The sequence below is a fragment of the Chryseobacterium limigenitum genome (assembly GCF_900114875.1).
In the GTDB taxonomy this organism is placed as follows: domain Bacteria; phylum Bacteroidota; class Bacteroidia; order Flavobacteriales; family Weeksellaceae; genus Chryseobacterium; species Chryseobacterium limigenitum.
This window is the reverse complement of sequence record NZ_FPKW01000008.1, coordinates 110,974-131,835: the sequence shown is the minus strand read 5'-3', so window position 1 is coordinate 131,835 and position 20,862 is coordinate 110,974. Positions and strand designations below refer to the sequence as shown.

The following is a 20,862-nucleotide window of genomic DNA, read 5'->3' as shown; positions in this document are numbered from 1 at the left end:
TTTTACGGTTTTACTTCTAAAAAGTTATCTTCCATATTCACATCTGCAATTCTCTGACTGAAATCTATTCCCAGAACAGATAATTGAGACTTTGTGTAAGGAATTGTTAACGTATATTCTTTCTGCGTAAAAGGCCAATACGCTACGGTTTTGAAATCACCATAAGCATCTTTTGATTTCCAGGTGTGGGTAAGATTCGTTGGAATTTGGTACGTAACAATCTTTTTATCCGTTGTCATTACACTGAAATCGATCGGCATCGGAACCTGTCCGTTATTAACCAAAGTAATCGTTGTAGATTTTGCGTCGTATTTTACATCCTTAATTCCGTAATCAATCGTTTTGGTGGTTTTGATCCAATAGTGATGGAACCATTTCAGATCCATTCCTGAAACTTTCTGTGCAATGTGAAGAAAATCTCTGTCAGTAGGATGCTTCATACTCCATTGATCGTAGTATTGTTTCAAGGTTTCAGCTAGATTCTGTTCACCGATGATGTAGCCTAATTCAACCAAATATAATTCTCCTTTCACATAAGTAGAATAAGTATAAGAAGTTCCGTTATCATGATGATCACCTAACCAAACTGCAGGTTCTTCAATCTTCTTTTCAAGGAATTTTCTGTAAGCATCTAACCTTTCAACAAAAGGATTCGGCAACTCTTCCGGAAATAACTGATGCATAGTGTATTCTTCCGCATAACTTGTAAATCCTTCATCCATCCACGGACGCATCGATTCATTAGTCGCCAACATTTGCTGATACCACGAGTGAGCTCCTTCGTGAGCCATTAATCCCATTAGATCTTTAATATTTTTAGCTTCACCTAAAATCATGGTACACATCCCGTACTCCATTCCGCCGTCCCCACCCTGGATGAAAGCGTAAGTTGGATATACATATTTCCCGAAATGAGCATTCATGATCTGGAAATATTTTGTAAGATAAGCCGGAGCTTCTTCCCAAGCCTTTGTTTTGTCATTGTTTTGATAAACCAAGAAAACTTTTGGACCTTCCGGAACATCAAAGCTTTTTACAACATAGTCTCTGTCTGCACTCCAAGCAAAATCGAGCATGTTTTTAGCCGTCCATCTCCAGATTGCTTTTTTATCTTTTTCGGTTTTGATCTTTGCATTAGCATCATAACCTTTTACTTCTGTCGGATTTTCAAGGATTCCGCCTGCTCCGATCACATAATCTTTATTGATTTTAATTGTCACATCAAAGTCTGAGAACGGTGCATGAAATTCTCTTCCCAAATAATCAAAAGTAGCCCATCCGTCATAATCGTATTCCGAAATTTTAGGATACCATTGCGTCATGGTCATATCAACGCCTTCTTTATTGTTTCTTCCACTTCTTCTGATTTGCTGAGGTATCACCGCATCCCATTCCATTGTGAAATTGGTTGTAGAATTTGGCTTAATTGGTTCTGCCAAATATACCTTCATGATCGTTTCCTGAATTTCAAACTTAAGGTTTTGTCCGTTTTGTTTGATCCAGTGAATATTTTGAGCGCCTTCTTCACTTTTCGGGATAGAAGCCAATCTTGAAATGCCATCTTTTTGCAATCTTGAGTCACCATTTTTACCCTGGCTGGCTACTCTTTGATCCATCATTGAATTAGGTTTAAAAGCATTCCAGTATAAGTGGAAATACACCACGTTCAGTTCGTCCGGAGAGTTGTTGGTATATTCTAAAGTTTGATTTCCCTGATAAGTAAATTTTTCCGCATTAACATCAATATCCATCTTGTACTTCGCAGCCTGCTGATAATAAGGCGTCTGCTGTGCCTGAAATTGAGAAATGATAAATGCAAATAGGATTGCAACCGATTTTTTCATTTAAAATTTAATTTTTTTAAAGATAAGTAATTAAAATAAGACCTAAAAAATGGAGTTATGTTGAGGCTTTATTTTGTTTGATATGGTTTTAGATTGATTTTAATAGGATTTGTTAAATACTTAAACACTAATATCACAAATGAATTCACAATTTCAAACACAATCAATATTAGTGAAAAAAATAGTGACATTTGTGTTTGAAAATAAAACTCATCTATCTTTCAACAGCTTTTTAATCAAAGCAATCTGCCCCAAATGATAATAAGAATGCTCGATCATTCCATCAATATTTCTAAGATAGGTCCCGTATTTTTCATCGACAAAAATTTCATCCATTTTAGAATCTGCCATTTGTTCTAATAATGTTGCAAACTTTTCAGAATCAATCCATAATTGATTTAATAACTCTACCCATTGCTCCTGAAATTCAATTGGAGGAAGGTCAAAACTATATTTATCTTTAATCTCAAGATCCCCGCCTTCGAATACATTGATAAGTCCTGCAATATAATAATGAATATGAAAAGTAAGCATTGCAATCGTATTCAAAGAACCTACTTTTGTTGTTGCCTGTTCCCAGGTTACATCTTTAAGCTGATCTTTAAAATTGGTATTTGCGATCCAGAAACCATCAAGCAAAACTTCTCTGAATCTTTTTGATAATTGTAAAACAGAACTCATTATTTTTAATTTTTTTAAAGATAAAGTTTTCTTAAACACAAATGAAAAAGCACAATTTTCTAAACACAAATATAATTCGTGCTATTCGTGAAAAAATTAGTGTTATTTGTGTTTAAAGAATATAAAAAAACCTCAAATGCAGAACACTTGAGGTTGATATTTAATGTAGAATCAAAATTATTTTTTAGCCGGTAATTTTTTACCGCTTTCTAAGATCTTTTCTAAAATTTTCAATGTAATCAGATACGTTGGTTTTACACCTGTAAGTCCTAAACCTCCTGAAGATAATGTACTTCCCGTTTCCAAAGGATTATCCGAAGCATAATAAGCATAACAAACAAAAAGATCCGGTGCAATGTGATGTCTGATTTTAGACGCCACCTGAATTGCTTTCTGGTAATGCGCTCCTTCCATTTCCAGTCCGATTGCCTTCCAAGAAGTATGCATGAAATATGATAAAATATCTCTGTTTTGAAGTGATGTTCCTAAAACAGTGATCATCGTTCCTTCAAAAGCTTTTAATTCATCATCTTTAAAATCATCCAGTTTCAAAGCGTTTTCAAAAGGATAATTGTCTGCAGTTCCTTCAAAAATATGAGAAGTTGGGATCATGATGTCTCCTTTTGCACCTTCTAAAATTCCGGCTTTACCCATGATAGAGACAGATTTCACTTTCATCATATAAACCTCTCCTTTTTGTTCGAAAGGTCTTAATAACTCATCCATCACCTCAAAAGCCTGTTCTCCGAAAGCATAATCGAAAACCATAATTACATCATCTCCGCCATATTTAATATGACCGAACGGTGTGTTTTTAAGTTCTGTTTTGCTCAAATCAATGATCTGAACATCGATATTACTTCCGCTTTTATCATCAATATAAATTAAACCCTGGTCTAGTGCATATTTTGAAACCTTATCACGAAGCTCTTTCTTGTCGGAAATATCTCCGTACATTTTATAGTCTACTTCTTTGTGATCTTTTTTCTTCAGAGCATCATTTCCGTACAGCATATTCTTCACCGAGTGCATATTCGCAGAAATAATATGTAGCGGACGCATGTGAAGATCATTTTCAAATAAAACTTCTTTCACTTTATTGGCCCATTTTTCACCAAAATAATGGTGACCTACTCTTTCCTTTAATATCGCACTGAAATGAATTTCTCTTTCTCTGCTTTGCTTTGCATCTTCTAAACTTACTTTTCCTAAGTTATAGATGATCTTAAACAAACGGTCTGGATTATGATCATCTCCGAAAGTGTTGTAAGCTCTCAACGTTTCATCAAAAGTTCTTCCTATTAAAGAAGATAGGTGAATAAGAGCAACCTCCTTTTCTTTTCTTGTGAATTGTTTTTCGCCTTTTACTACTTCTTCGATAATTTTGAAAGCACGTGTCGGCTTCCAGTTTTCGTCCTGAATGAAGGCAAGATTACGGATCTTGTCCGCTTCTATAAATAAGAATGTTAAGTGAGTAAGAATGTCATAGATCTCAGAACGTCCCAAAAGAACTTCAATATTCATCTGGTGTTCATCTATTCTGTAACAGTTTCTTCTTCTCTTTTTGGGTACAATTGGTTCGAAACTTCCTTTATCAAAACCCTCATCTGATGTAAGATGAATAAAAGCACATTCCTCAATTCCCTCCGGAAGTCTGTCTAAAACATACATCAAACCATCTAGCTCCAATTTGTTTGGAACATTCATGGTACCATAAATTTCAGGATTGATTGTTTTCAACAAACTTCTAATACTTTCTCCAGAAACACCACCAGGCTTGAAAAATCCTCTATAAAATAAATGTCTCATAGAGATGTATAGTCTTTCAATTGCCTCTGTTGTTTCTCTTGCTCTAGAATTTGTCATAAAATAAATTTCACACAAATATACGAAATCTCTCCTCAACTTATTTTAAGTATCTTTTAACAAACCACTTAACATAATAAGGATTTGATGGGGCTAAAAGTTTAAATTATTGTTTAAATTTTAATAAATTTTGCAGACACCCCTAAAAAAATCAGGGTAAAAATGTTTTCAATTCATTTTTTTTGTAAATTTGCCCCACAAAATACAACCTTAATATGTCAACTTTAAGATTTAAAGCATTAGAAACATTACCATTCAAGGACTTTAGAAAAGATAATTCAGTAGAAATTCCTGCGAAATTGTCAGAATTATTTTGTGAAAATGTATTCTCTGAGAACACAATGAGAGAATATTTAACAAAAGAAGCATTCCAATCTATTATGGATGCTATAAAAAAAGGAACTAAGATCCAGAGATTAATTGCAGATCAGGTAGCAGTAGCTATGAAAGATTGGGCAATGAGCAAAGGAGTAACACACTACACACACTGGTTTCAGCCTTTAACAGGAAGTACTGCAGAAAAGCACGATTCTTTCTTCACACCAATTGAAGGTGGTAGAGCAATCGAGAGATTCAGCGGCGGAATGTTGATCCAGCAAGAGCCTGATGCATCTTCTTTCCCGAACGGAGGAATCAGAAATACTTTCGAAGCTAGAGGATATACTGCTTGGGATCCTACATCTCCTGCTTTTATTATGGGAACTACTCTTTGTATTCCTTCAATCTTCATCTCTTACACGGGAGAAACTTTAGATTATAAAGCACCTCTTTTAAGAGCTTTGAATGCTGTAGATGAAGCTGCAACAAACGTAATGCAGTATTTCGACAAAAACGTAACAAAAGTAACTCCTACTTTAGGTTGGGAGCAAGAATATTTCTTGGTTGACTCTGCATTATACCAATCTCGCCCGGATCTTGTATTAACAGGAAAAACTTTGCTAGGACATTCTCCTGCAAAAGGACAGCAGTTGGATGACCATTATTTCGGATCAATTCCTACAAGAGTAATGAACTTCATGAAAGAATTGGAGATCGAATGTATGAAGTTGGGTATTCCTGTAACAACAAGACACAATGAGGTTGCGCCAAACCAATTTGAGCTGGCTCCAATGTTTGAAGAAGTAAACGTTGCAGTAGACCACAACTCTTTGTTGATGGATGTTATGGCAAGAATTGCTCACAGACACCATTTCCATATTTTATTCCACGAAAAACCATTCGCAGGGGTAAACGGAAGCGGAAAGCACAACAACTGGTCTTTAGCTACTGATACAGGTGAAAACTTATTAAGCCCGGGAAAAAATCCTAAGAAAAACTTACAGTTCTTAACATTCTTCGTTAATGCGATTAAAGCAGTTCATGAATATGCTGATCTTTTAAGAGCAAGTATTGCTTCTGCCAGCAACGATCACAGATTAGGGGCTAATGAAGCTCCGCCGGCAATTATTTCTGTATTTATCGGAAGTCAGTTGTTCAGAGTATTGGAAGAATTGGAAAAAGTAACTGAAGGAAAACTTTCTCCGGACGAAAAAACAGATCTAAAATTAAATGTAGTTGGAAAAATTCCTGAAATTCTATTAGATAACACTGACAGAAACAGAACGTCTCCATTTGCATTTACAGGAAATAAATTTGAAATCAGAGCAGTAGGTTCTTCTGCAAACTGCGCAGAATCTATGACGGTAATGAATACAATTGCTGCAAAACAATTAAACGACTTCAAAAAAGAAGTTGATGCTTTAATTGAAACAGGATTGAAGAAAGACGAAGCTATTTTCAATGTACTAAGAGAATACATCAAGCAGTCTAAAAACATTATGTTTGAAGGTGACGGATATTCTGACGACTGGGCAAAAGAAGCTGAAAAAAGAGGATTGAACAACTTAAAAACTACTCCGGAAGCTCTTAAGCAGGAAATGGATCAGAAGTTTGTTGATCTTTATGAGGAAATGGGAATTTTCACTCACAGAGAAGTTGAAGCTAGAAACGAGATCAAATTAGAAAAATATTCTACCGTTATTGATATTGAAGCAAGAGTTTTAAGCGATATCGCAAGAAACCACATTATTCCTTCTGCTCTAAATTATCAAAACAGATTAATTGAGAACGTAAAAGGTCTTAAGGAAATTTTTGAAGATAAAGAATTCAAGAAATTAGCGAAAGAACAAATGAGTTTAATTACTCAAATTTCTGAAAACATCTCTAAAATTAAATTAGGTGTTGAGGATCTTATGAAAGCAAGAGAAGCTGCAAAAGCGACATCTGACAGCCAAAAGCAAGCAGAAACTTACTGCAAAAACGTAATTCCATTATTTGATCCGATCAGAGAAGCTTCTGATGATCTAGAAATGATGGTTGATGATGAGCTTTGGCCAATGACGAAATATAGAGAAATGTTATTTACAAGATAACATCTGTAAAGTTCCATATTAGTTAAACTCTCCGGTTTTTTCCGGGGAGTTTTTTTTGTTTTGTTAACAGTCTGAAAATTGGAGTTTTAAAAACTCACCTATGATTAATAAAGGAAATATCAATTATTATGTTAAAGAATCTTAATAAAAAAAACCGCACATCCACCAAAAATGGGACATAGCAGATTGTTTTTCTTTAACATACCTAAACAATATGTTAAAATATGTTAAATGCAGAACCTGATAATAATCATATCGGGCTCCTTTTGTTTGGAATCTCTACTTTTGTAAGGCTTTTGAAATAAATATCCCTTTAAAACGGTAATAAATATGTATATGAAGAAAAGAGTTTTGTCTTATTTAGTAGCTTTAGTTTCTACAGTCTCACTACAATCTTGCGTTACAAATTATGTAGTTTCAAAACCAGCAACTTACTCTAAAGAATACAAAACAGATGCCAAACTAGCTTCACTGGATACCAACAAAATGGAGCAGGATAAGCAAAGACTTATCAATTCTTTTCTGGCAGAAAAAGCGGCATCTATAGCAAATGCAAAAAATTCTATCAAAAATGCAGGCATTGCTAAAGTCGTTAAATACAATAAAACAATAGACAATATCCTAACGGAAGCTGAAACATACCTGGGAACTCCTTACAGATATGGAGGAATGACAAGAAACGGTATAGATTGTTCAGCTTTTGTGCTTTCTGTATTCGGGGCAGCAGCAGGACTTAGCTTACCAAGAGTAGCGGCTTCTCAGGCTCAGGAAGGAGAAAAAATCGAGAAAGAAAACCTTCAGAAAGGAGATTTGATTTTCTTTTCTCACGGCAGAAGAATTTCTCACGTAGGTATTGTAGAAAGTGTTTCTGAAGAAGGTGAAATCAAATTCATCCATGCAGCCACTTCAAAAGGTGTTATGATCTCTTCTCTTAATGATTCTTATTGGGGACCTAAGTTCAGATTCGCAAAAAGAATAATCAACGAAAACGGAGAAGCTTACAACAACCTAGCTGCAACAACAGCGACAACCGCAACAAGTTTTTAATTTTAAATAATTGATTTAAATAATGAAGCCATCAAAAATTTTGATGGCTTTTTTATTGTCGATGAGGTTTTCGTTGATTTGAAATCCATTCTTTTCAGAGAAGAGAAATTTTAGTATCTCTAATACTAACTTCTATTTTCTAGTATCTAACTTCTAAAACTAGCTGTTTCTCTCTATTTGTATATCGAGCTTATACAAGAGACCATGCACTTCAGAAAGTGAGAATTTTGCCTTTTTAAGCTTATTAGTATTCGGATCTATGGAATAGTTGATAGAAGTCCTGAAGTCTGCTTTTTCAAGGTTCGCATTCACAAATACAGCTCCTGCAAGATCACAGCTTGTAAATACTGAGTTTGAAAGATCACATTCTTCAAAATCAACCTCAATTAATTTTGAATTTTTGAAAAGCGTCTTTTTGATTGTCGTTTTATAAAAGGTTGAGTTATTAAGAGAACATTCGTCAAATTTAAATGACAATCCAAATTCATTGCAATCACTAAACTGAAGTCCGAACATTTTACATCCTTTGAAAATTACGTCGCGAAAAGCAGTATTAGAAAGCTTTGCCATGCTTAAGTTACATCCGATGAACTCACAGTCTGTAAATTTAAAATCAGAGAGATTTGTATATTCAAAATTACAATTGAGGAAAGTACAGTTTTCATATTCACCTTTTTCCAATGGAGATTTCCCAAAATCTGTATTTTCGAAATTCTGGTCAAGAATGTATGCTTCTTTCATAAAGCGTGTGGGTTTTATTAATGATTTAATGTTCCGCGGATTTCACGGATTATGTAGATTTTAAACTTAAAAATTAACGGAATATTTGTAAACTTCCGGCACCCAACTTCAAACTTCCCGCTTAAACCAAGCTGTTTTTATCGGCATAATTTAATTTAAAGAAAATAAAAGTCATGATAGAAAAGGCCAACAATGAACTTCCTCCATAGCTAAAGTAAGGCAACGGAATCCCAACAGTCGGAAAAAGCCCCATAACCATGCCTAAATTGATCGTAAAGTGCATCAACAGAATCGAAGCAAAACAATACCCGAAAACGCGGTTAAATACAGATTTTTGTTGTTCAGCAAGATAATAGATCCTTCCAATGTAAACCATATAGCAAAGCACAAGAACTGCACTGCCTACAAAGCCCCATTCCTCACCCACCGTACAGAAAATATAATCCGTTTCCTGTTCTGGAACAAATTTTCCTTGGGTAACAGAACCTTCACGATACCCTTTACCTAAGATTCCCCCTGAGCCGATCGCTGTTTTAGAATATAACAAGTTGTAACCGGAAGTGTCTCTAAATGCTTTTTCACCTTTAAAAAGAACTTCAATCCTTTCTCGCTGGTGTTTTGGAAGTTTCTCTAAGATGTATGGTGATCCAAAAGCTAATCCGCATAATAAAACAATAGATCCAATAATACTCGCAATGGAAATTACATTCCAAGACATTTTATAGTAATTCATTGCAATCCACCCTGCTGCAATTACTAAAATAGCGACAACAACGTAAATAGGGTTTATAGCTAAAGACACCAAGAAAACTCCTGCAAAAAGAAATCCGATACCGAAAAGCAAACCGCTTAATCCCTCTCTGTATAAAGCAATGAAAAATGCTGTAAAAACCAATAATGAACCCACATCAGGAATTGCCAATACAACAACCGCAGGAATCGCTATAATACCTAATATTGTTAAAAGAGACCTTCTGTTACTTAAATTAAAATCCGGTCCGGAAACATAATTGGCCACCATAAGCGTCGTCCCAATTTTTGCAAACTCTACAGGCTGCATGGTAAAACTTCCGAATTTATACCAGTTTTTCTGTCCTAAAATTTCTTTCCCAAAAGGAAAAAGACCAATAAGCAATAAGACTCCGCCGATATAAAAAATGCCTGCCATGTTTTCGAAAAACTTACTTCTTCCGACAAAGATAATAAGCCCTACAAATACAGAAATGCCGAAGAAAACCAATTGTTTTTCGCCTAATTTCTGGTCAACACTGTAAATATTCGCAATAGCAAAAATGCAAAGCATGAAGTATAAACCAAGACCCAATTTATCTATTCCCTCTGTCCATTTCATTGCTTCGTGGCTTTGATGTTTTTGGTTTCTTCGTCTATCTTTTTCTGCAGTTTTGCTTTCTGTTCTTTAATAAAATTAAGGCTGTCCTGAATTTTTTTCAATTTTACAGAATCCGGTTTTGGATCTACATACAATCCTTTACGTTTCAAATCTGCTACCCACTGTCTTTTATATTCAGGCATAAAGCTTGAAGTGATCATCTTTTTGTAAAGATTTTCTCTCTTTACATCTCCTGTAATATATTTTTCAGCAATTACCGTACAGGCAGGACCGGCCCAAGTTGCTCCAAAGCCAGCGTGTTCCATTACAGCAACAACAACTATTTTAGGTTTATCAGCCGGAGCGATCAACACGAAAATCGAGTTATCTTTTCCCTGAGGAACCTGTGCGGTACCTGTTTTTGCTAATTGTGTAAAATCATTTGATTTTAATCCTCTTGCTGTACCTCTTAAAACTACGGCTTCCATTCCTTTCAGAACGGGCTCAAAGTGTTTTGGATCAACAAGTGTTTTATGTTTAGTTTTAAATCTTTTGTCAGGATTTGGTTTTCCATCAATTGCTTTTACGATATGAGGCGTGTAATACCAACCTTTATTAGCAATAGCTCCCACATAATTGGCCAATTGTAAAGGTGTTACTAAAACATCTCCCTGCCCCATTCCGTTGAAAACTGCCCCGGTCGCCAAAGCATCCCAGTTTTTAGGATCTTTCTTAGCACCGCTTGCTTTATAGATGGACTGCATTCTTTTTTCATAAAACTCACCGGAAGGGATTCTGCCTTTTGCACCAACAGCTAAGTCATTGTTTAAGAATTCTCCTACTCCAAAGCTGTTTAGGATTTTTTTCCATTCATCAACTCCTTTTGATGGGTTTCCCGGATATTTATTCATAATAGCCAAATAAGCATATGAAAAATAACAGTTACTTGAAATCTGTATTGCCGGTATCAAAGGATCTGCTCCTCCGTGCCCTTTAATTCTTAAACCTCTGTAATTAAACCCTCCTCCACAAGGAAATACTGTATTTTCATCCATTACTCCCATCTGCATTGCCGAAAGAGCCGTCAATAATTTGAATGTCGACCCCGGTGGATAAGCTGCCTGAAGAGATCTGTCAAAAGTTGGTTTATTTTCGTAAAGCGTATCTTTCGATAAAGCGTATAAATTTCTAGACTTATTGGGTCCTGTGAAAACATTCGGATCGATATCCGGGCCGGTTGCTAAGGTTAAAATTTCACCGTTATTTGGATCTATGGCAACGATGGCTCCGTGTTTATTCACAAGCATTTCTTCGGCCATTCTTTGAAGGTCATAATCAATGGTAAGTGTAATGTCTTTACCTGTTACCACATCTTTATCTAAAGTTCCATTTTTATAAGGACCAATATTTCTAAGTCTGATATCCTTCTGAATATATTTAATTCCCTTTATTCCACGAAGTTCTTTTTCATACGATTTTTCAACTCCGGATTTTCCTGCAAAATCTCCAGGTAAATAGTACGTAGAATCTTTTTTAATATCTCTTTCATTCACCTCACTTGTGTATCCCAAAAGATTTCCGGAAGTAGAAACTTCGTACTGACGCTGAGGTCTTGAAACAATACTGAATGCAGGATATTTAAATATAATTTCCTGTACTCTGGCAATATCTTCTCTGCTGAGGTCCTTCAAAAAAGTCATCGGAGTCAGCTTAGAATAATATTTTTCTTTTTTAATGATATTAATCCTCTTAATGAAATCATTTTTGCTGATTTTCATTAAGCTACAGAAAGCCAAAGTATCAAAATCAGGTTTCATTAAGGCCTGAGTAAACGAAATCTCATAAGCCGGCTGGTTACCCACCATAATTTTACCGTTTCTGTCGAAAATTACGCCTCGTTGAGGAATAACGTACTCCGTTTTAATGGAAGTATTGGCCGCATTAAGTGCATAGCGGTCGGTAAACAACTGCAAATAAGCAAGTCTCGCCACAAATATTAGAGCGATTATAGCAAGGGCGGAAAAGATTTTTAAATAACGTGTGTTCAAACTTTTTGTTTGATTTTAAATATTAATGCGTAAATAACGATAAATATAAATGAAATTATGCTTGTTACCAATACATTAAGCAATATTTCAAAAATTCTGCTAAACTTAAAGAATTCAATATATTGTACGAAAAGTTGATGCAAGAATATACTTGAAAACAGAAACACTAAAAACTGCGCCCATTGAAGGGACTGAAAAGAGAAAAAGTCTGTAGAAGTATCTGTAGATGTTCTGAAAATCAAGGTTCTATAATAAGCGATCAAAGTGGTTGCAAATGCATTGATCCCCCATGTGGACAAAAATGCATCAACAGAAAGCCCAATTAAGAAACTTAAAGCTAAAAATTGATATTTATTTCTGAAAAAAGGATAAAACATAACAAACACAGGGTATAACACCGGAGTATATTTTCCGAAAATAACGATCCTGTTCAATACAAAGATCTGTAATGCAACAAGAAATATCATGATTAATATGTCCGTAAATAAAGTCCTGCTAATCATTTTCCTTTTTTATTACAGCTTGCATTGTATCCTGAATCTTTTGTACTTCAGCTTTCTTAAGGTTTTTAACAACGAAGATCTTATTCAGAGCCCCCATTTTTTCACTAAGCTCAACCGAAATATCCCAAAAACCTGTTTTATTATCAACGGAATAACCCGCAATTGTACCAATCATAACTCCTTTAGGAAAAATTGCCGACTTGCCGTCTGTTACAACGCTGTCTCCAATTTTCAAAGCCACATATTTAGGAACGTCTGCCAAATGCATCACACGGGAATTATCTCCATTCCATGTTAAAGTTCCAAAATATCCTGAGTTTTTAAGAGCTGCATTAATTCTGATTGTATTTACACTTAAAACAGACTGAACCAATGCGTAATTATCTGTAGAATTAATAACGATTCCCGCAATACCTCTCGGAGCCATAACTCCCATTTGAGGATAAACGCCGTCTCTTCTACCACGGTTGATGGTAAAATAGTTGTTTCTTCTATTAATACTGTTGAAAACGATCTCTCCGTCTACAAATGTATAAATCTGTCCTCCTCCTAAAGTATCATGAACCTTTCTGAATACCGGGTTCTTGGCGCCCTCTTTTCCATAGAGTTCCACCATCAGAGCCTTATTTTGAGCTACAAGATCTTCGTTGACCTGTTTTAGCTTAAGATAAGTAACTCCCTCATCAATATATCCGGAAACCCTAGAGTTTAACGCAGCCGACTGGCCTGCAACCCAGGATCTCTGCATGGCATTCTTAGAGAATATCAGAACCAGAGCAATGATTTGCAAGAAAATAAAGAAGACAAAAAGAGAGTTCTTCGAAAATAATCTCAGCAAAAATCCCATTCAGATAAAGTGTCGTAAAAGTTAAAATTATTTAATTAAGAAATTGAATTTATCCATATTCTTAAGCGCAATACCCGTTCCGCGAACTACAGCTCTTAACGGATCTTCTGCCACGAAAACAGGAAGACCTGTCTTTTTGTGCAGTCTGTCTGCCAAACCTCTCAATAAAGCACCACCACCAGCAAGATAAATACCTGTTTTATAGATATCGGCTGCCAATTCCGGAGGTGTTAAAGAAAGAGTTTCCATTACAGAATCTTCAATTCTTATGATCGATTTATCCAGCGCACGAGCAATTTCTTTATAGCCAACCATAATTTCTTTTGGCTTACCCGTGATAAGGTCTCTACCTTGTACCGGGATATCTTCAATATCAACATCAAGATCCTCAACAGCAGAACCAACTTCAATTTTCACTCTTTCAGCTGTTCTTTCTCCGATGTAAAGGTTATGGTGTGTTCTCAGGAAATAAGCAATGTCATTTGTAAATACGTCGCCTGCAATTTTCACAGATTTGTCACAAACAATGCCTCCTAAAGCTACCACAGCAATCTCTGTAGTACCGCCACCTATGTCGATGATCATATTTCCTTCAGGTTTCTGAACATCAATCCCAACTCCTATTGCAGCTGCCATTGGTTCGTAAATCAACCTTACTTCTTTTGCATTTACTTTTTGCGCAGAATCTCTTACCGCTCTTTTTTCAACCTCAGTAATTCCTGACGGAATACAGATAACGATTCTTAAAGCCGGCTGAATAAATCGTCCTTTGATCCCGGGATTTTTTTTGATAAACTCCTTGATCATGTGCTCAGAAGCATGAAAATCTGCAATTACACCGTCTTTCAAGGGACGGATCGTCTTAATATCTTCATGAGTTTTTCCCTGCATATGCTTTGCCTGTTCACCCACCGCGATCGGTTTACCGGTAGAACGCTCAATTGCAACAATTGATGGCTGATCTATAACAATTTTATTATTATGGATGATAAGCGTGTTGGCAGTTCCTAGGTCTATCGCAATTTCTTGCGTAAACATATCGAATAAACTCATATTTTTCTTCTGATTTTAAGAATACAAAGATATAAATTTAACATCACTAACGAAATTCCACGAGCATATAATTTGGTTAAAATTTTATTAAATTTTTTAATATTCTATTAACTTTTGCATTAATCAATTACAGTCTTTAAGTGAAATAAGGTTTAAGATACTTTTGAATACAAGCAGGAAGATGAAAACAGCAGGCTTTTTGATAACGAAAAGGCAAATTAGCTTATTAAAAAACCATCAATTTAAACTCTGAAATTATTTTAGCATAAAATCCGGATTTTTAATTTTTCACATTAATTCGAAGTTTATTTAGAAGTATCCCAAAATAGTTTTTTACGATAATTATCATATACATTATCAGAAAGTGATTAATAAAAAAAGCGTTAAATTTGCAACGCTTATGTTACAATACTCCAATATCAATCAAACTTCAAATTTTGCGGTTCTTTCTATAAGCTACGAAAAGGCTGATGGAGAAACTCGGGGGAAATTTGCATTTTTTGATGAAAATATTAAAAATTTTGTCTCCCGAATTCATGATGAAAATTTAGGCGATGCTTTTGTGGTTTCCACTTGTAACAGAACCGAAATTTACACTACTTCTCCGAATTACCTTTTGGTAGCCGAAGAATACTGTAAAACGATTGGGGTAAACATCACAGATTTTCTTCAGTTTGCTAATATTCTGACCAAAGAAGAGGCTTTGACGCATTTGTTCAGAGTTGCTGCAGGTTTGGAAAGTCAGATCATCGGTGATTTCGAGATCATCGGACAGATCAAAAAAGCGTACAACCGTTTTAAAAAAGAAAGACAAAATTCTAATCCTTATCTGGAAAGAGCTATCAACTCTGCCATTCAGATTTCAAAAAGAATTAAAAATGAAACAGGAATCTCCAATGGAGCAGCTTCCGTTTCTTATGCTGCTGTTCACTATATTTTAAACAGTCAAAAAAGAATTACGGAGAAAAATATTCTTCTTTTAGGAGTTGGAGAAATCGGGCAAAACACGGTTGAAAATCTTGTAAAACATGTTTATCAGCCCAAAATAAAAATTGCAAACAGAACTCAGGAGAAAGCTGAAAAGATATCTGAAAAATACAATATCCCGCATGTTGACTATGCCGATTTTGACAACGAGTTGAAAAATACAGACATTCTTATCGTTGCTACCGGAGCCAGGAAACCTATTATCAATGCTTCCCATTTCCCGAACGGAAAAGAAACTTTAATTATCGACCTTTCCATTCCTCATAACGTAGATAAAAATGTTATGACGAATGAAAATGTAACCTTAATTGATGTTGATGAACTTTCAAAACAGATTCAGGAAACTATTCAGCAGAGAGAAAAAGAGATTCCTAAAGCCAAATCTATTATCAAAGAAATGGCAAAAGAGTTTCTTGAGTGGGAAAAAAAGAGAAAACTAGCACCAAACATTCACCATTTCAAAGCCGTTCTTAAGAATATGGAACGCAACGAGATGCATAATTTTTACAGAAAAAATAAATATATAAACATCACAGATATGGAGCTTTCTGAGAAAATGATCCAGAAAATCACCAATCGTTTTGCAAAATATATCATCGATAATCCTTGGAAAGCCGAAGAAATTAGTAAATTAATGCACGAAATATTAGTTGAACAACCAAACAACGAATTCAATGAAAAGCATTAGAATCGGAACCAGAAATTCCGCACTTGCACTTTGGCAGGCAAGAGAGGTTGCCAGGCACCTACAAAACAATAATTATTTAACCGACATCGTACCTATCGTTTCTTCTGGCGATAAAAATCTCAATCAGCCCCTTTATTCTTTAGGAATTACTGGTGTTTTTACCAGAGATCTGGATGTTGCATTATTAAATGATGAGATCGACATTGCGGTTCACTCTTTAAAAGATGTACCGACACTGCTCCCGGAAAACGTTGAGCTTATTGCTTATCTGGAAAGAGATTTCCCTCAGGATGTATTAATAAGAAAGGAGGAATCTAAAACTAAAGAGTTTCACGAGTTGAAATTGGCAACAAGCAGCTTGAGAAGAAGAGCTTTTTGGTTAAGAAACTATCCTCACGCTGAATTTTCAGATATTCGTGGAAATATCCAAACTCGTCTTCAAAAACTGGAAGATCAGGATTTTGACGCTACCATTTTGTCGTTAGCAGGAATCAAAAGAATGAAAATGGACATTGATTATGAAATGCTTCCATTAATGATCCCCGCCGCGTCACAAGGTGTAATTGCTGTTGCAGGACATTCTGACAAGAAAGAAATCAACGAAATTCTACGTACAATCAATCATAAACCAACGCAAATCTGTGTTGAGATCGAAAGAAATTTCCTAAGCACTCTGGAAGGAGGCTGTACAGCACCAATCGGAGCTTTTGCTGAATTTTTTGGCGATCAGATTCGTTTCAAAGCAGCACTTTGTTCATTAGACGGTAAAAACTGTATTGCTACAGACGAAAACTTCGAATATAACGAGTCTGAAAATTTTGGAGAAAAATTCGCAAAAATCGTTCTCGAAAACGGAGGAAAAGAATTGATGGCCGAAATTAAAGCTTCTTATTAAGAACTTTTAAGCATATTTGTACCTTCCTATTTTTAAGTACAAAAAAATGAAAAAGCCTCTGCTTTTATTGCTTCTCGTATTCTGTGTGTTTACTGCAAATGCACAGAATAAATTTGCGCTTCAATTATCTAACGCCGCTTTGGGGATTATAGATAAGACAATCACCTACGACCCTACTTATTTTATCCTTCCCTATCCCAATGGAGACGTTCCTTCGGACAAAGGTGTATGCACAGATGTTGTTATCAGAGCTTACAGAAAAGTAGGTATTGATCTGCAAAAAGAAGTGCACGAGGATATGAAGAAAAACTTCTCAAAATACCCAAAGACTTGGAAGTTAAAAAAGCCCGACACCAATATTGATCACAGAAGGGTTCCTAATTTGATGGTCTTCTTTTCTAAATTCGGAAAAGTAAAATCAATTGAAACCAATCCTTCCCTCTATATTCCGGGTGACATTGTTACTTGGGTTTTACCCGGCAACCTAACCCATATTGGAATTGTCGTGAATAAAAAATCTGCCGACGGAAAAAGGTTTTTGATCGTACATAATATAGGAAGCGGACAGGTTGTGGAAGATGTACTATTTAAATACACCATTACAGGACATTATCAATACCCTAAATAAGCTACTTTTTATGAAAAACCTTTTTTACGCTTTATTCGTATTGATAACATGCTCTACGAAGGCACAAACCAGTGAATTTAAAATAATTAATAAGCCTATTGATTATTCCACAGAAAGAGCCCGCCTAAGCTTGGAGTATCTTAAGGATCATTATCAGATTGTTCAAAAGACTCCAACTATTTCGCCTAAAATAATCGTATTGCACTATACTGCAGGCGGAACCGTTGAAACAAATTATAAGTATTTCAATAAAACCCATTTGGAATCTGCCCGAAATGTTTTAAAAAAACAAAGTACATTAAATGTTGCTTCCCAGTTTATCGTAGACAGAGACGGCACCATTTACCAACTTATGGAGCCCAATATGTTTGCAAGACACACGATTGGTCTTAATTATTGTGCAATAGGCATTGAAAATATCGGAAGCAAACAGCAACCTCTCACCGAAAAACAAATTGCGTCGAACGCTCAGTTAATTAGATTTTTAACAAAAAAATACGATATAGAATATTTAATAGGGCATTCAGAATATGGTATCTTTAGAAATTCTAAACTTTGGAAAGAAACTGACCCGAATTATTTTACAATAAAAGACGATCCGGGGAAAGATTTCATGAAAAAAGTAAGACTGTTAGTTACCGATTTACATTTAAAAGACAGACCTTAATGAAAATTTTATTTACCAAAAACATAGACCAATCAATTTTATCCCAGCAACTAGGAGAGGATATTCTGGTGGATTGTGTTGAGGTTATTAAGACCAACTCTATTCGGGTCAATTCTTTCGATTTAAAAAATTCTTCTCTTATTTTCACAAGTGTGAACGGTGTAATTTCCTTTTTTAAAAATCAATTTAAGCCCAACGAAGATTTTACAGCCAAAAACTACAATAAAATATATTGTGTTGGCGAAAAAACAAAAAGAGAACTAAGAAAAAACGGTTTTGGAACTTTTAAAGTATTAAAAAATGCCGAAACACTTTCAAAATTCATCATCACTCATTGTCAGCACGAGCAATTTGTTCATTTCTGCGGAAATTTAGCTATTGATGTTCTCGATAAAGAACTTCCGTTGCAAAATATCAAATACAATAAAGTCACTGTTTATAATACCGAAGAAATCAATCCTTTGGTACCTGAAAAATATCATGCTATAGTTTTTTTTAGTCCAAGTGGAGTTCGTAGTTTTGCAAATCAGAATTCTTTGGAAGGAATGACGCTTTTTTCGATCGGCGAAACCACTTCCCGCGAACTAAGAAAACACACCCAGGAGAAGATTTATACTTCTGCGGGAAACAGTCTCGTATCTATCTTTGAATTGATACGAAAGACCGTTAAAATCAATCTTTGAAATGTGATTGCCTGAAGGTAACGAACGGCAGTAATAGTCTAATAAATTATGATTAAAAACGACCTATATTTAAAAGCACTTCGCGGAGAAACCGTAGAAAGACCGCCAGTCTGGATGATGAGACAGGCCGGAAGATATTTGCCGGAATTTATTGCTCTTCGTGATAAATATGACTTCTTCACGAGATGTCAGACTCCCGAATTAGCTTCTGAAATTACAGTACAACCAATCCGCAGATTTCCTTTGGATGCTGCTATTTTGTTTTCTGATATTTTGGTAGTTCCTCAAGCAATGGGAATTGATTTTAAAATGAAGGAAAATGTTGGCCCATGGCTAGACAACCCGATCAGAACAATGGAACAGGTACAAAATGTGGTAGTTCCCGATGTGAATGATACGTTAGGATACGTTTTTGATGCCATTGAATTAACTTTGATAAAATTAGACAATGAAATTCCACTGATCGGTTTTGCAGGTTCTCCTTGGACAATCCTTTGCTACTGTGTGGAAGGAAAAGGAAGCAAAGCTTTTGATATTGCAAAGTCTTTCTGTTTTCAACAGCCGGAAGCAGCTCATTTACTGCTTCAAAAGATCACAGATACTACCATTGCTTATCTTAAAAGAAAAGTAGAAAAAGGAGTTTCTGCCGTACAGATCTTTGATTCTTGGGGCGGAATGCTTTCTCCGGATGATTATCAAGAATTCTCCTGGCAATATATTAATCAGATTGTTGAAGCGTTAAGTCCGCTTTCTCATGTTGTGGTATTTGGAAAAGGATGTTGGTTCGCTTTGGAAGATATGACGATGTCTAAAGTTTCGGCTTTAGGTGTTGACTGGACGATCAAGCCTGAACTTGCAAGAACATTGACGAACCACACAATGACCCTTCAAGGGAATTTTGATCCGGCGAGATTACATTCTACCCCTGAAACGATCAAGAAAATGGTGACTGAAATGATCAACCGTTTCGGAAAAGACAGATATATTGCGAATCTTGGTCACGGAATTTTACCTAATATCCCGGTAGAAAATGCAGAAGCTTTTATTAGAGCTGTTGTAGATTGGAAACCGAATAATTAAACTTTACATTATTGAAACCTTCAAGGTTTAATTCCCATAAAACAAAATCCCTTTCAAAATAATTGAAAGGGATTTTTCTATGAATAAAATATATAATAATTAGTTAATCTCTGTAATAAAATCTTCTTTAGACTTTCTTACTTTCGCAAGATTCACCAACCAGTCGTTGGATGCTTCTCTGTAACCGATTGGCAACAATAAAACACTTTTTAGTCCTTTCTCTTTTAAGTTTAAAACCTCATCAACAGCTTCCGGAGAAAAACCTTCCATCGGCGTTGAATCTACTTCTTCAAAGGCTGCCGCAATAATTGCCGCTCCGAAAGAAATATAGGCTTGTTTTGCTGCATGAGTGAAGTTTTCTTCAGCAGATCTCTGAGGGTAAGTACTCAACAACATTTGTCTGTAATTTTCCCAACCTTCATTTTTGAAACCTCTGATTTCATTGGTAAGATCAAACATACGATTAATTCTTTCTTCCGTATAATTATCCCAAGCTGCGAAAACTAAAAGATGCGAACAATCCGTGATCTGTGGTTGGTTCCAAGCATGTGGCTTGATCTGTTCCTTCACTTCCTGATTGGTAATTACAATGATCTCGAAAGGCTGCAATCCGCTGGAAGTTGGAGCTAATCTTGCTGCTTCCAATATTTTATCTACCTTTTCCTGAGGTACTTTTTGACCGTTCATTGCTTTGGTGGCAAATCTCCAGTTTAATTTTTCTATTAATTCCATTAAATAAATTTTACGCAACAAAATTAGTTGGAATTAGTATAAACTCAGACTCGAAAAATCAAATTTGACGTATTGTTAAAATCTATTATTTAGAATGAATTTAATTGTATAAAAAAAGCCCCCAAATTGAA

The 20,862-nt window shown here is 35.4% G+C and carries 18 protein-coding genes; 8 read left to right on the top strand and 10 right to left on the bottom strand.

Annotated elements, in window-relative coordinates; translation table 11 throughout:
- Nucleotides 1-2 precede the first annotated feature (2 nt).
- The 3 genes from BT156_RS11770 to BT156_RS11760 all read right to left on the bottom strand — a co-directional run bounded on the left by BT156_RS11770 (nt 3) and on the right by BT156_RS11760 (nt 4,391).
- Nucleotides 3-1,844, bottom strand: a complete 1,842-nt coding sequence (locus BT156_RS11770) for a M1 family metallopeptidase (protein WP_072410303.1) — start codon at nt 1,842-1,844, stop codon at nt 3-5.
- Nucleotides 1,845-2,054: 210 nt separating this feature from the next.
- Nucleotides 2,055-2,525, bottom strand: a complete 471-nt coding sequence (locus tag BT156_RS11765; protein ID WP_072410395.1) for a DUF1572 domain-containing protein — start codon at nt 2,523-2,525, stop codon at nt 2,055-2,057.
- 177 nt (nt 2,526-2,702) lie between these two features.
- The gene (locus BT156_RS11760; RefSeq protein ID WP_072410302.1) at nt 2,703-4,391 is read right to left on the bottom strand and encodes a DUF6909 family protein; all 1,689 of its coding nucleotides are present in this window, start codon (nt 4,389-4,391) and stop codon (nt 2,703-2,705) included.
- A 215-nt stretch (nt 4,392-4,606) separates the two neighbouring features.
- Between BT156_RS11760 and BT156_RS11755 the strand changes: the two genes are divergently transcribed.
- Together BT156_RS11755 and BT156_RS11750 are read left to right on the top strand one after the other, a co-directional pair.
- Complete coding sequence (locus BT156_RS11755; RefSeq protein ID WP_072410301.1) at nt 4,607-6,802, top strand: glutamine synthetase III family protein; 2,196 nt, start codon at nt 4,607-4,609, stop codon at nt 6,800-6,802.
- Nucleotides 6,803-7,138: 336 nt separating this feature from the next.
- Nucleotides 7,139-7,849 carry a C40 family peptidase gene (locus BT156_RS11750; protein ID WP_072410394.1) on the top strand — a complete coding sequence of 237 codons (711 nt, stop codon included), beginning with the start codon at nt 7,139-7,141 and terminating at the stop codon, nt 7,847-7,849.
- A 159-nt stretch (nt 7,850-8,008) separates the two neighbouring features.
- Here the strand turns inward: BT156_RS11750 and BT156_RS11745 are convergent, their stop codons facing one another.
- The 6 genes from BT156_RS11745 to BT156_RS11720 form a co-directional block, all read right to left on the bottom strand.
- Nucleotides 8,009-8,590: a pentapeptide repeat-containing protein gene (locus tag BT156_RS11745; RefSeq protein WP_072410300.1), complete on the bottom strand. Its 582-nt coding sequence runs from the start codon at nt 8,588-8,590 to the stop codon at nt 8,009-8,011.
- A 121-nt stretch (nt 8,591-8,711) separates the two neighbouring features.
- Nucleotides 8,712-9,941, bottom strand: a complete 1,230-nt coding sequence (gene rodA / locus BT156_RS11740; RefSeq protein ID WP_072410299.1) for a rod shape-determining protein RodA — start codon at nt 9,939-9,941, stop codon at nt 8,712-8,714.
- Nucleotides 9,938-11,968, bottom strand: a complete 2,031-nt coding sequence (locus BT156_RS11735; RefSeq protein WP_072410298.1) for a peptidoglycan D,D-transpeptidase FtsI family protein — start codon at nt 11,966-11,968, stop codon at nt 9,938-9,940. The genes rodA and BT156_RS11735 overlap by 4 nt, the downstream gene beginning before the upstream one ends.
- The gene (locus BT156_RS11730) at nt 11,965-12,471 is read right to left on the bottom strand and encodes a rod shape-determining protein MreD (protein ID WP_072410297.1); all 507 of its coding nucleotides are present in this window, start codon (nt 12,469-12,471) and stop codon (nt 11,965-11,967) included. Before BT156_RS11730 ends, BT156_RS11735 begins: the two co-directional genes overlap by 4 nt.
- Nucleotides 12,464-13,318 carry a rod shape-determining protein MreC gene (gene mreC, locus BT156_RS11725; RefSeq protein WP_072410296.1) on the bottom strand — a complete coding sequence of 285 codons (855 nt, stop codon included), beginning with the start codon at nt 13,316-13,318 and terminating at the stop codon, nt 12,464-12,466. Before mreC ends, BT156_RS11730 begins: the two co-directional genes overlap by 8 nt.
- Nucleotides 13,319-13,345: 27 nt before the next feature.
- Complete coding sequence (locus BT156_RS11720) at nt 13,346-14,371, bottom strand: rod shape-determining protein (protein ID WP_072410295.1); 1,026 nt, start codon at nt 14,369-14,371, stop codon at nt 13,346-13,348.
- A 400-nt stretch (nt 14,372-14,771) separates the two neighbouring features.
- On the opposite strand from BT156_RS11720, the gene hemA reads away from it, so the two are divergent.
- From hemA to hemE, 6 genes are read left to right on the top strand one after another with little or no spacing between them, the layout of a single operon-like run.
- On the top strand, nt 14,772-16,046 hold the full coding sequence (hemA, locus tag BT156_RS11715; protein ID WP_072410294.1) for a glutamyl-tRNA reductase: 1,275 nt from the start codon (nt 14,772-14,774) through the stop codon (nt 16,044-16,046).
- Entirely contained in the window at nt 16,033-16,941 is a 909-nt protein-coding gene (gene hemC, locus BT156_RS11710) for a hydroxymethylbilane synthase (RefSeq protein ID WP_072410293.1), read from the top strand. The genes hemA and hemC overlap by 14 nt, the downstream gene beginning before the upstream one ends.
- A 46-nt stretch (nt 16,942-16,987) precedes the next feature.
- Nucleotides 16,988-17,569, top strand: coding sequence for a DUF1287 domain-containing protein (locus BT156_RS11705; protein ID WP_072410292.1), 582 nt, complete (start codon nt 16,988-16,990; stop codon nt 17,567-17,569).
- 10 nt (nt 17,570-17,579) lie between these two features.
- Nucleotides 17,580-18,236 carry a peptidoglycan recognition protein family protein gene (locus BT156_RS11700; protein WP_072410284.1) on the top strand — a complete coding sequence of 219 codons (657 nt, stop codon included), beginning with the start codon at nt 17,580-17,582 and terminating at the stop codon, nt 18,234-18,236.
- Nucleotides 18,236-18,919 (top strand): uroporphyrinogen-III synthase, encoded by a 684-nt coding sequence (locus tag BT156_RS11695; protein WP_072410283.1) that lies wholly within the window; start codon nt 18,236-18,238, stop codon nt 18,917-18,919. Before BT156_RS11700 ends, BT156_RS11695 begins: the two co-directional genes overlap by 1 nt.
- Before the next feature lie 48 nt (nt 18,920-18,967).
- Complete coding sequence (hemE, locus tag BT156_RS11690; protein ID WP_072410282.1) at nt 18,968-19,999, top strand: uroporphyrinogen decarboxylase; 1,032 nt, start codon at nt 18,968-18,970, stop codon at nt 19,997-19,999.
- 99 nt (nt 20,000-20,098) lie between these two features.
- On the opposite strand, the gene BT156_RS11685 is transcribed toward hemE, so the two are convergent.
- On the bottom strand, nt 20,099-20,731 hold the full coding sequence (locus BT156_RS11685) for an NAD(P)H-dependent oxidoreductase (protein WP_072410281.1): 633 nt from the start codon (nt 20,729-20,731) through the stop codon (nt 20,099-20,101).
- Between the last annotated feature and the right edge of the window lie 131 nt (nt 20,732-20,862).

Excerpts from the sequence above, each read along its gene's own strand:
- BT156_RS11730 (WP_072410297.1), bottom strand. The coding sequence starts at position 12,471 with ATGATTAGCAGGACTTTATTTACGGACATATTAATCATGATATTTCTT.
- BT156_RS11745 (WP_072410300.1), bottom strand. The coding sequence starts at position 8,590 with ATGAAAGAAGCATACATTCTTGACCAGAATTTCGAAAATACAGATTTT.
- mreC (WP_072410296.1), bottom strand. The coding sequence starts at position 13,318 with ATGGGATTTTTGCTGAGATTATTTTCGAAGAACTCTCTTTTTGTCTTC.
- BT156_RS11700 (WP_072410284.1), top strand. The coding sequence starts at position 17,580 with ATGAAAAACCTTTTTTACGCTTTATTCGTATTGATAACATGCTCTACG.
- rodA (WP_072410299.1), bottom strand. The coding sequence starts at position 9,941 with ATGAAATGGACAGAGGGAATAGATAAATTGGGTCTTGGTTTATACTTC.
- BT156_RS11760 (WP_072410302.1), bottom strand. The coding sequence starts at position 4,391 with ATGACAAATTCTAGAGCAAGAGAAACAACAGAGGCAATTGAAAGACTA.
- hemE (WP_072410282.1), top strand. The coding sequence starts at position 18,968 with ATGATTAAAAACGACCTATATTTAAAAGCACTTCGCGGAGAAACCGTA.
- hemA (WP_072410294.1), top strand. The coding sequence starts at position 14,772 with ATGTTACAATACTCCAATATCAATCAAACTTCAAATTTTGCGGTTCTT.
- BT156_RS11765 (WP_072410395.1), bottom strand. The coding sequence starts at position 2,525 with ATGAGTTCTGTTTTACAATTATCAAAAAGATTCAGAGAAGTTTTGCTT.
- BT156_RS11770 (WP_072410303.1), bottom strand. The coding sequence starts at position 1,844 with ATGAAAAAATCGGTTGCAATCCTATTTGCATTTATCATTTCTCAATTT.
- BT156_RS11755 (WP_072410301.1), top strand. The coding sequence starts at position 4,607 with ATGTCAACTTTAAGATTTAAAGCATTAGAAACATTACCATTCAAGGAC.
- BT156_RS11705 (WP_072410292.1), top strand. The coding sequence starts at position 16,988 with ATGAAAAAGCCTCTGCTTTTATTGCTTCTCGTATTCTGTGTGTTTACT.
- BT156_RS11685 (WP_072410281.1), bottom strand. The coding sequence starts at position 20,731 with ATGGAATTAATAGAAAAATTAAACTGGAGATTTGCCACCAAAGCAATG.
- hemC (WP_072410293.1), top strand. The coding sequence starts at position 16,033 with ATGAAAAGCATTAGAATCGGAACCAGAAATTCCGCACTTGCACTTTGG.
- BT156_RS11695 (WP_072410283.1), top strand. The coding sequence starts at position 18,236 with ATGAAAATTTTATTTACCAAAAACATAGACCAATCAATTTTATCCCAG.
- BT156_RS11720 (WP_072410295.1), bottom strand. The coding sequence starts at position 14,371 with ATGAGTTTATTCGATATGTTTACGCAAGAAATTGCGATAGACCTAGGA.
- BT156_RS11750 (WP_072410394.1), top strand. The coding sequence starts at position 7,139 with ATGAAGAAAAGAGTTTTGTCTTATTTAGTAGCTTTAGTTTCTACAGTC.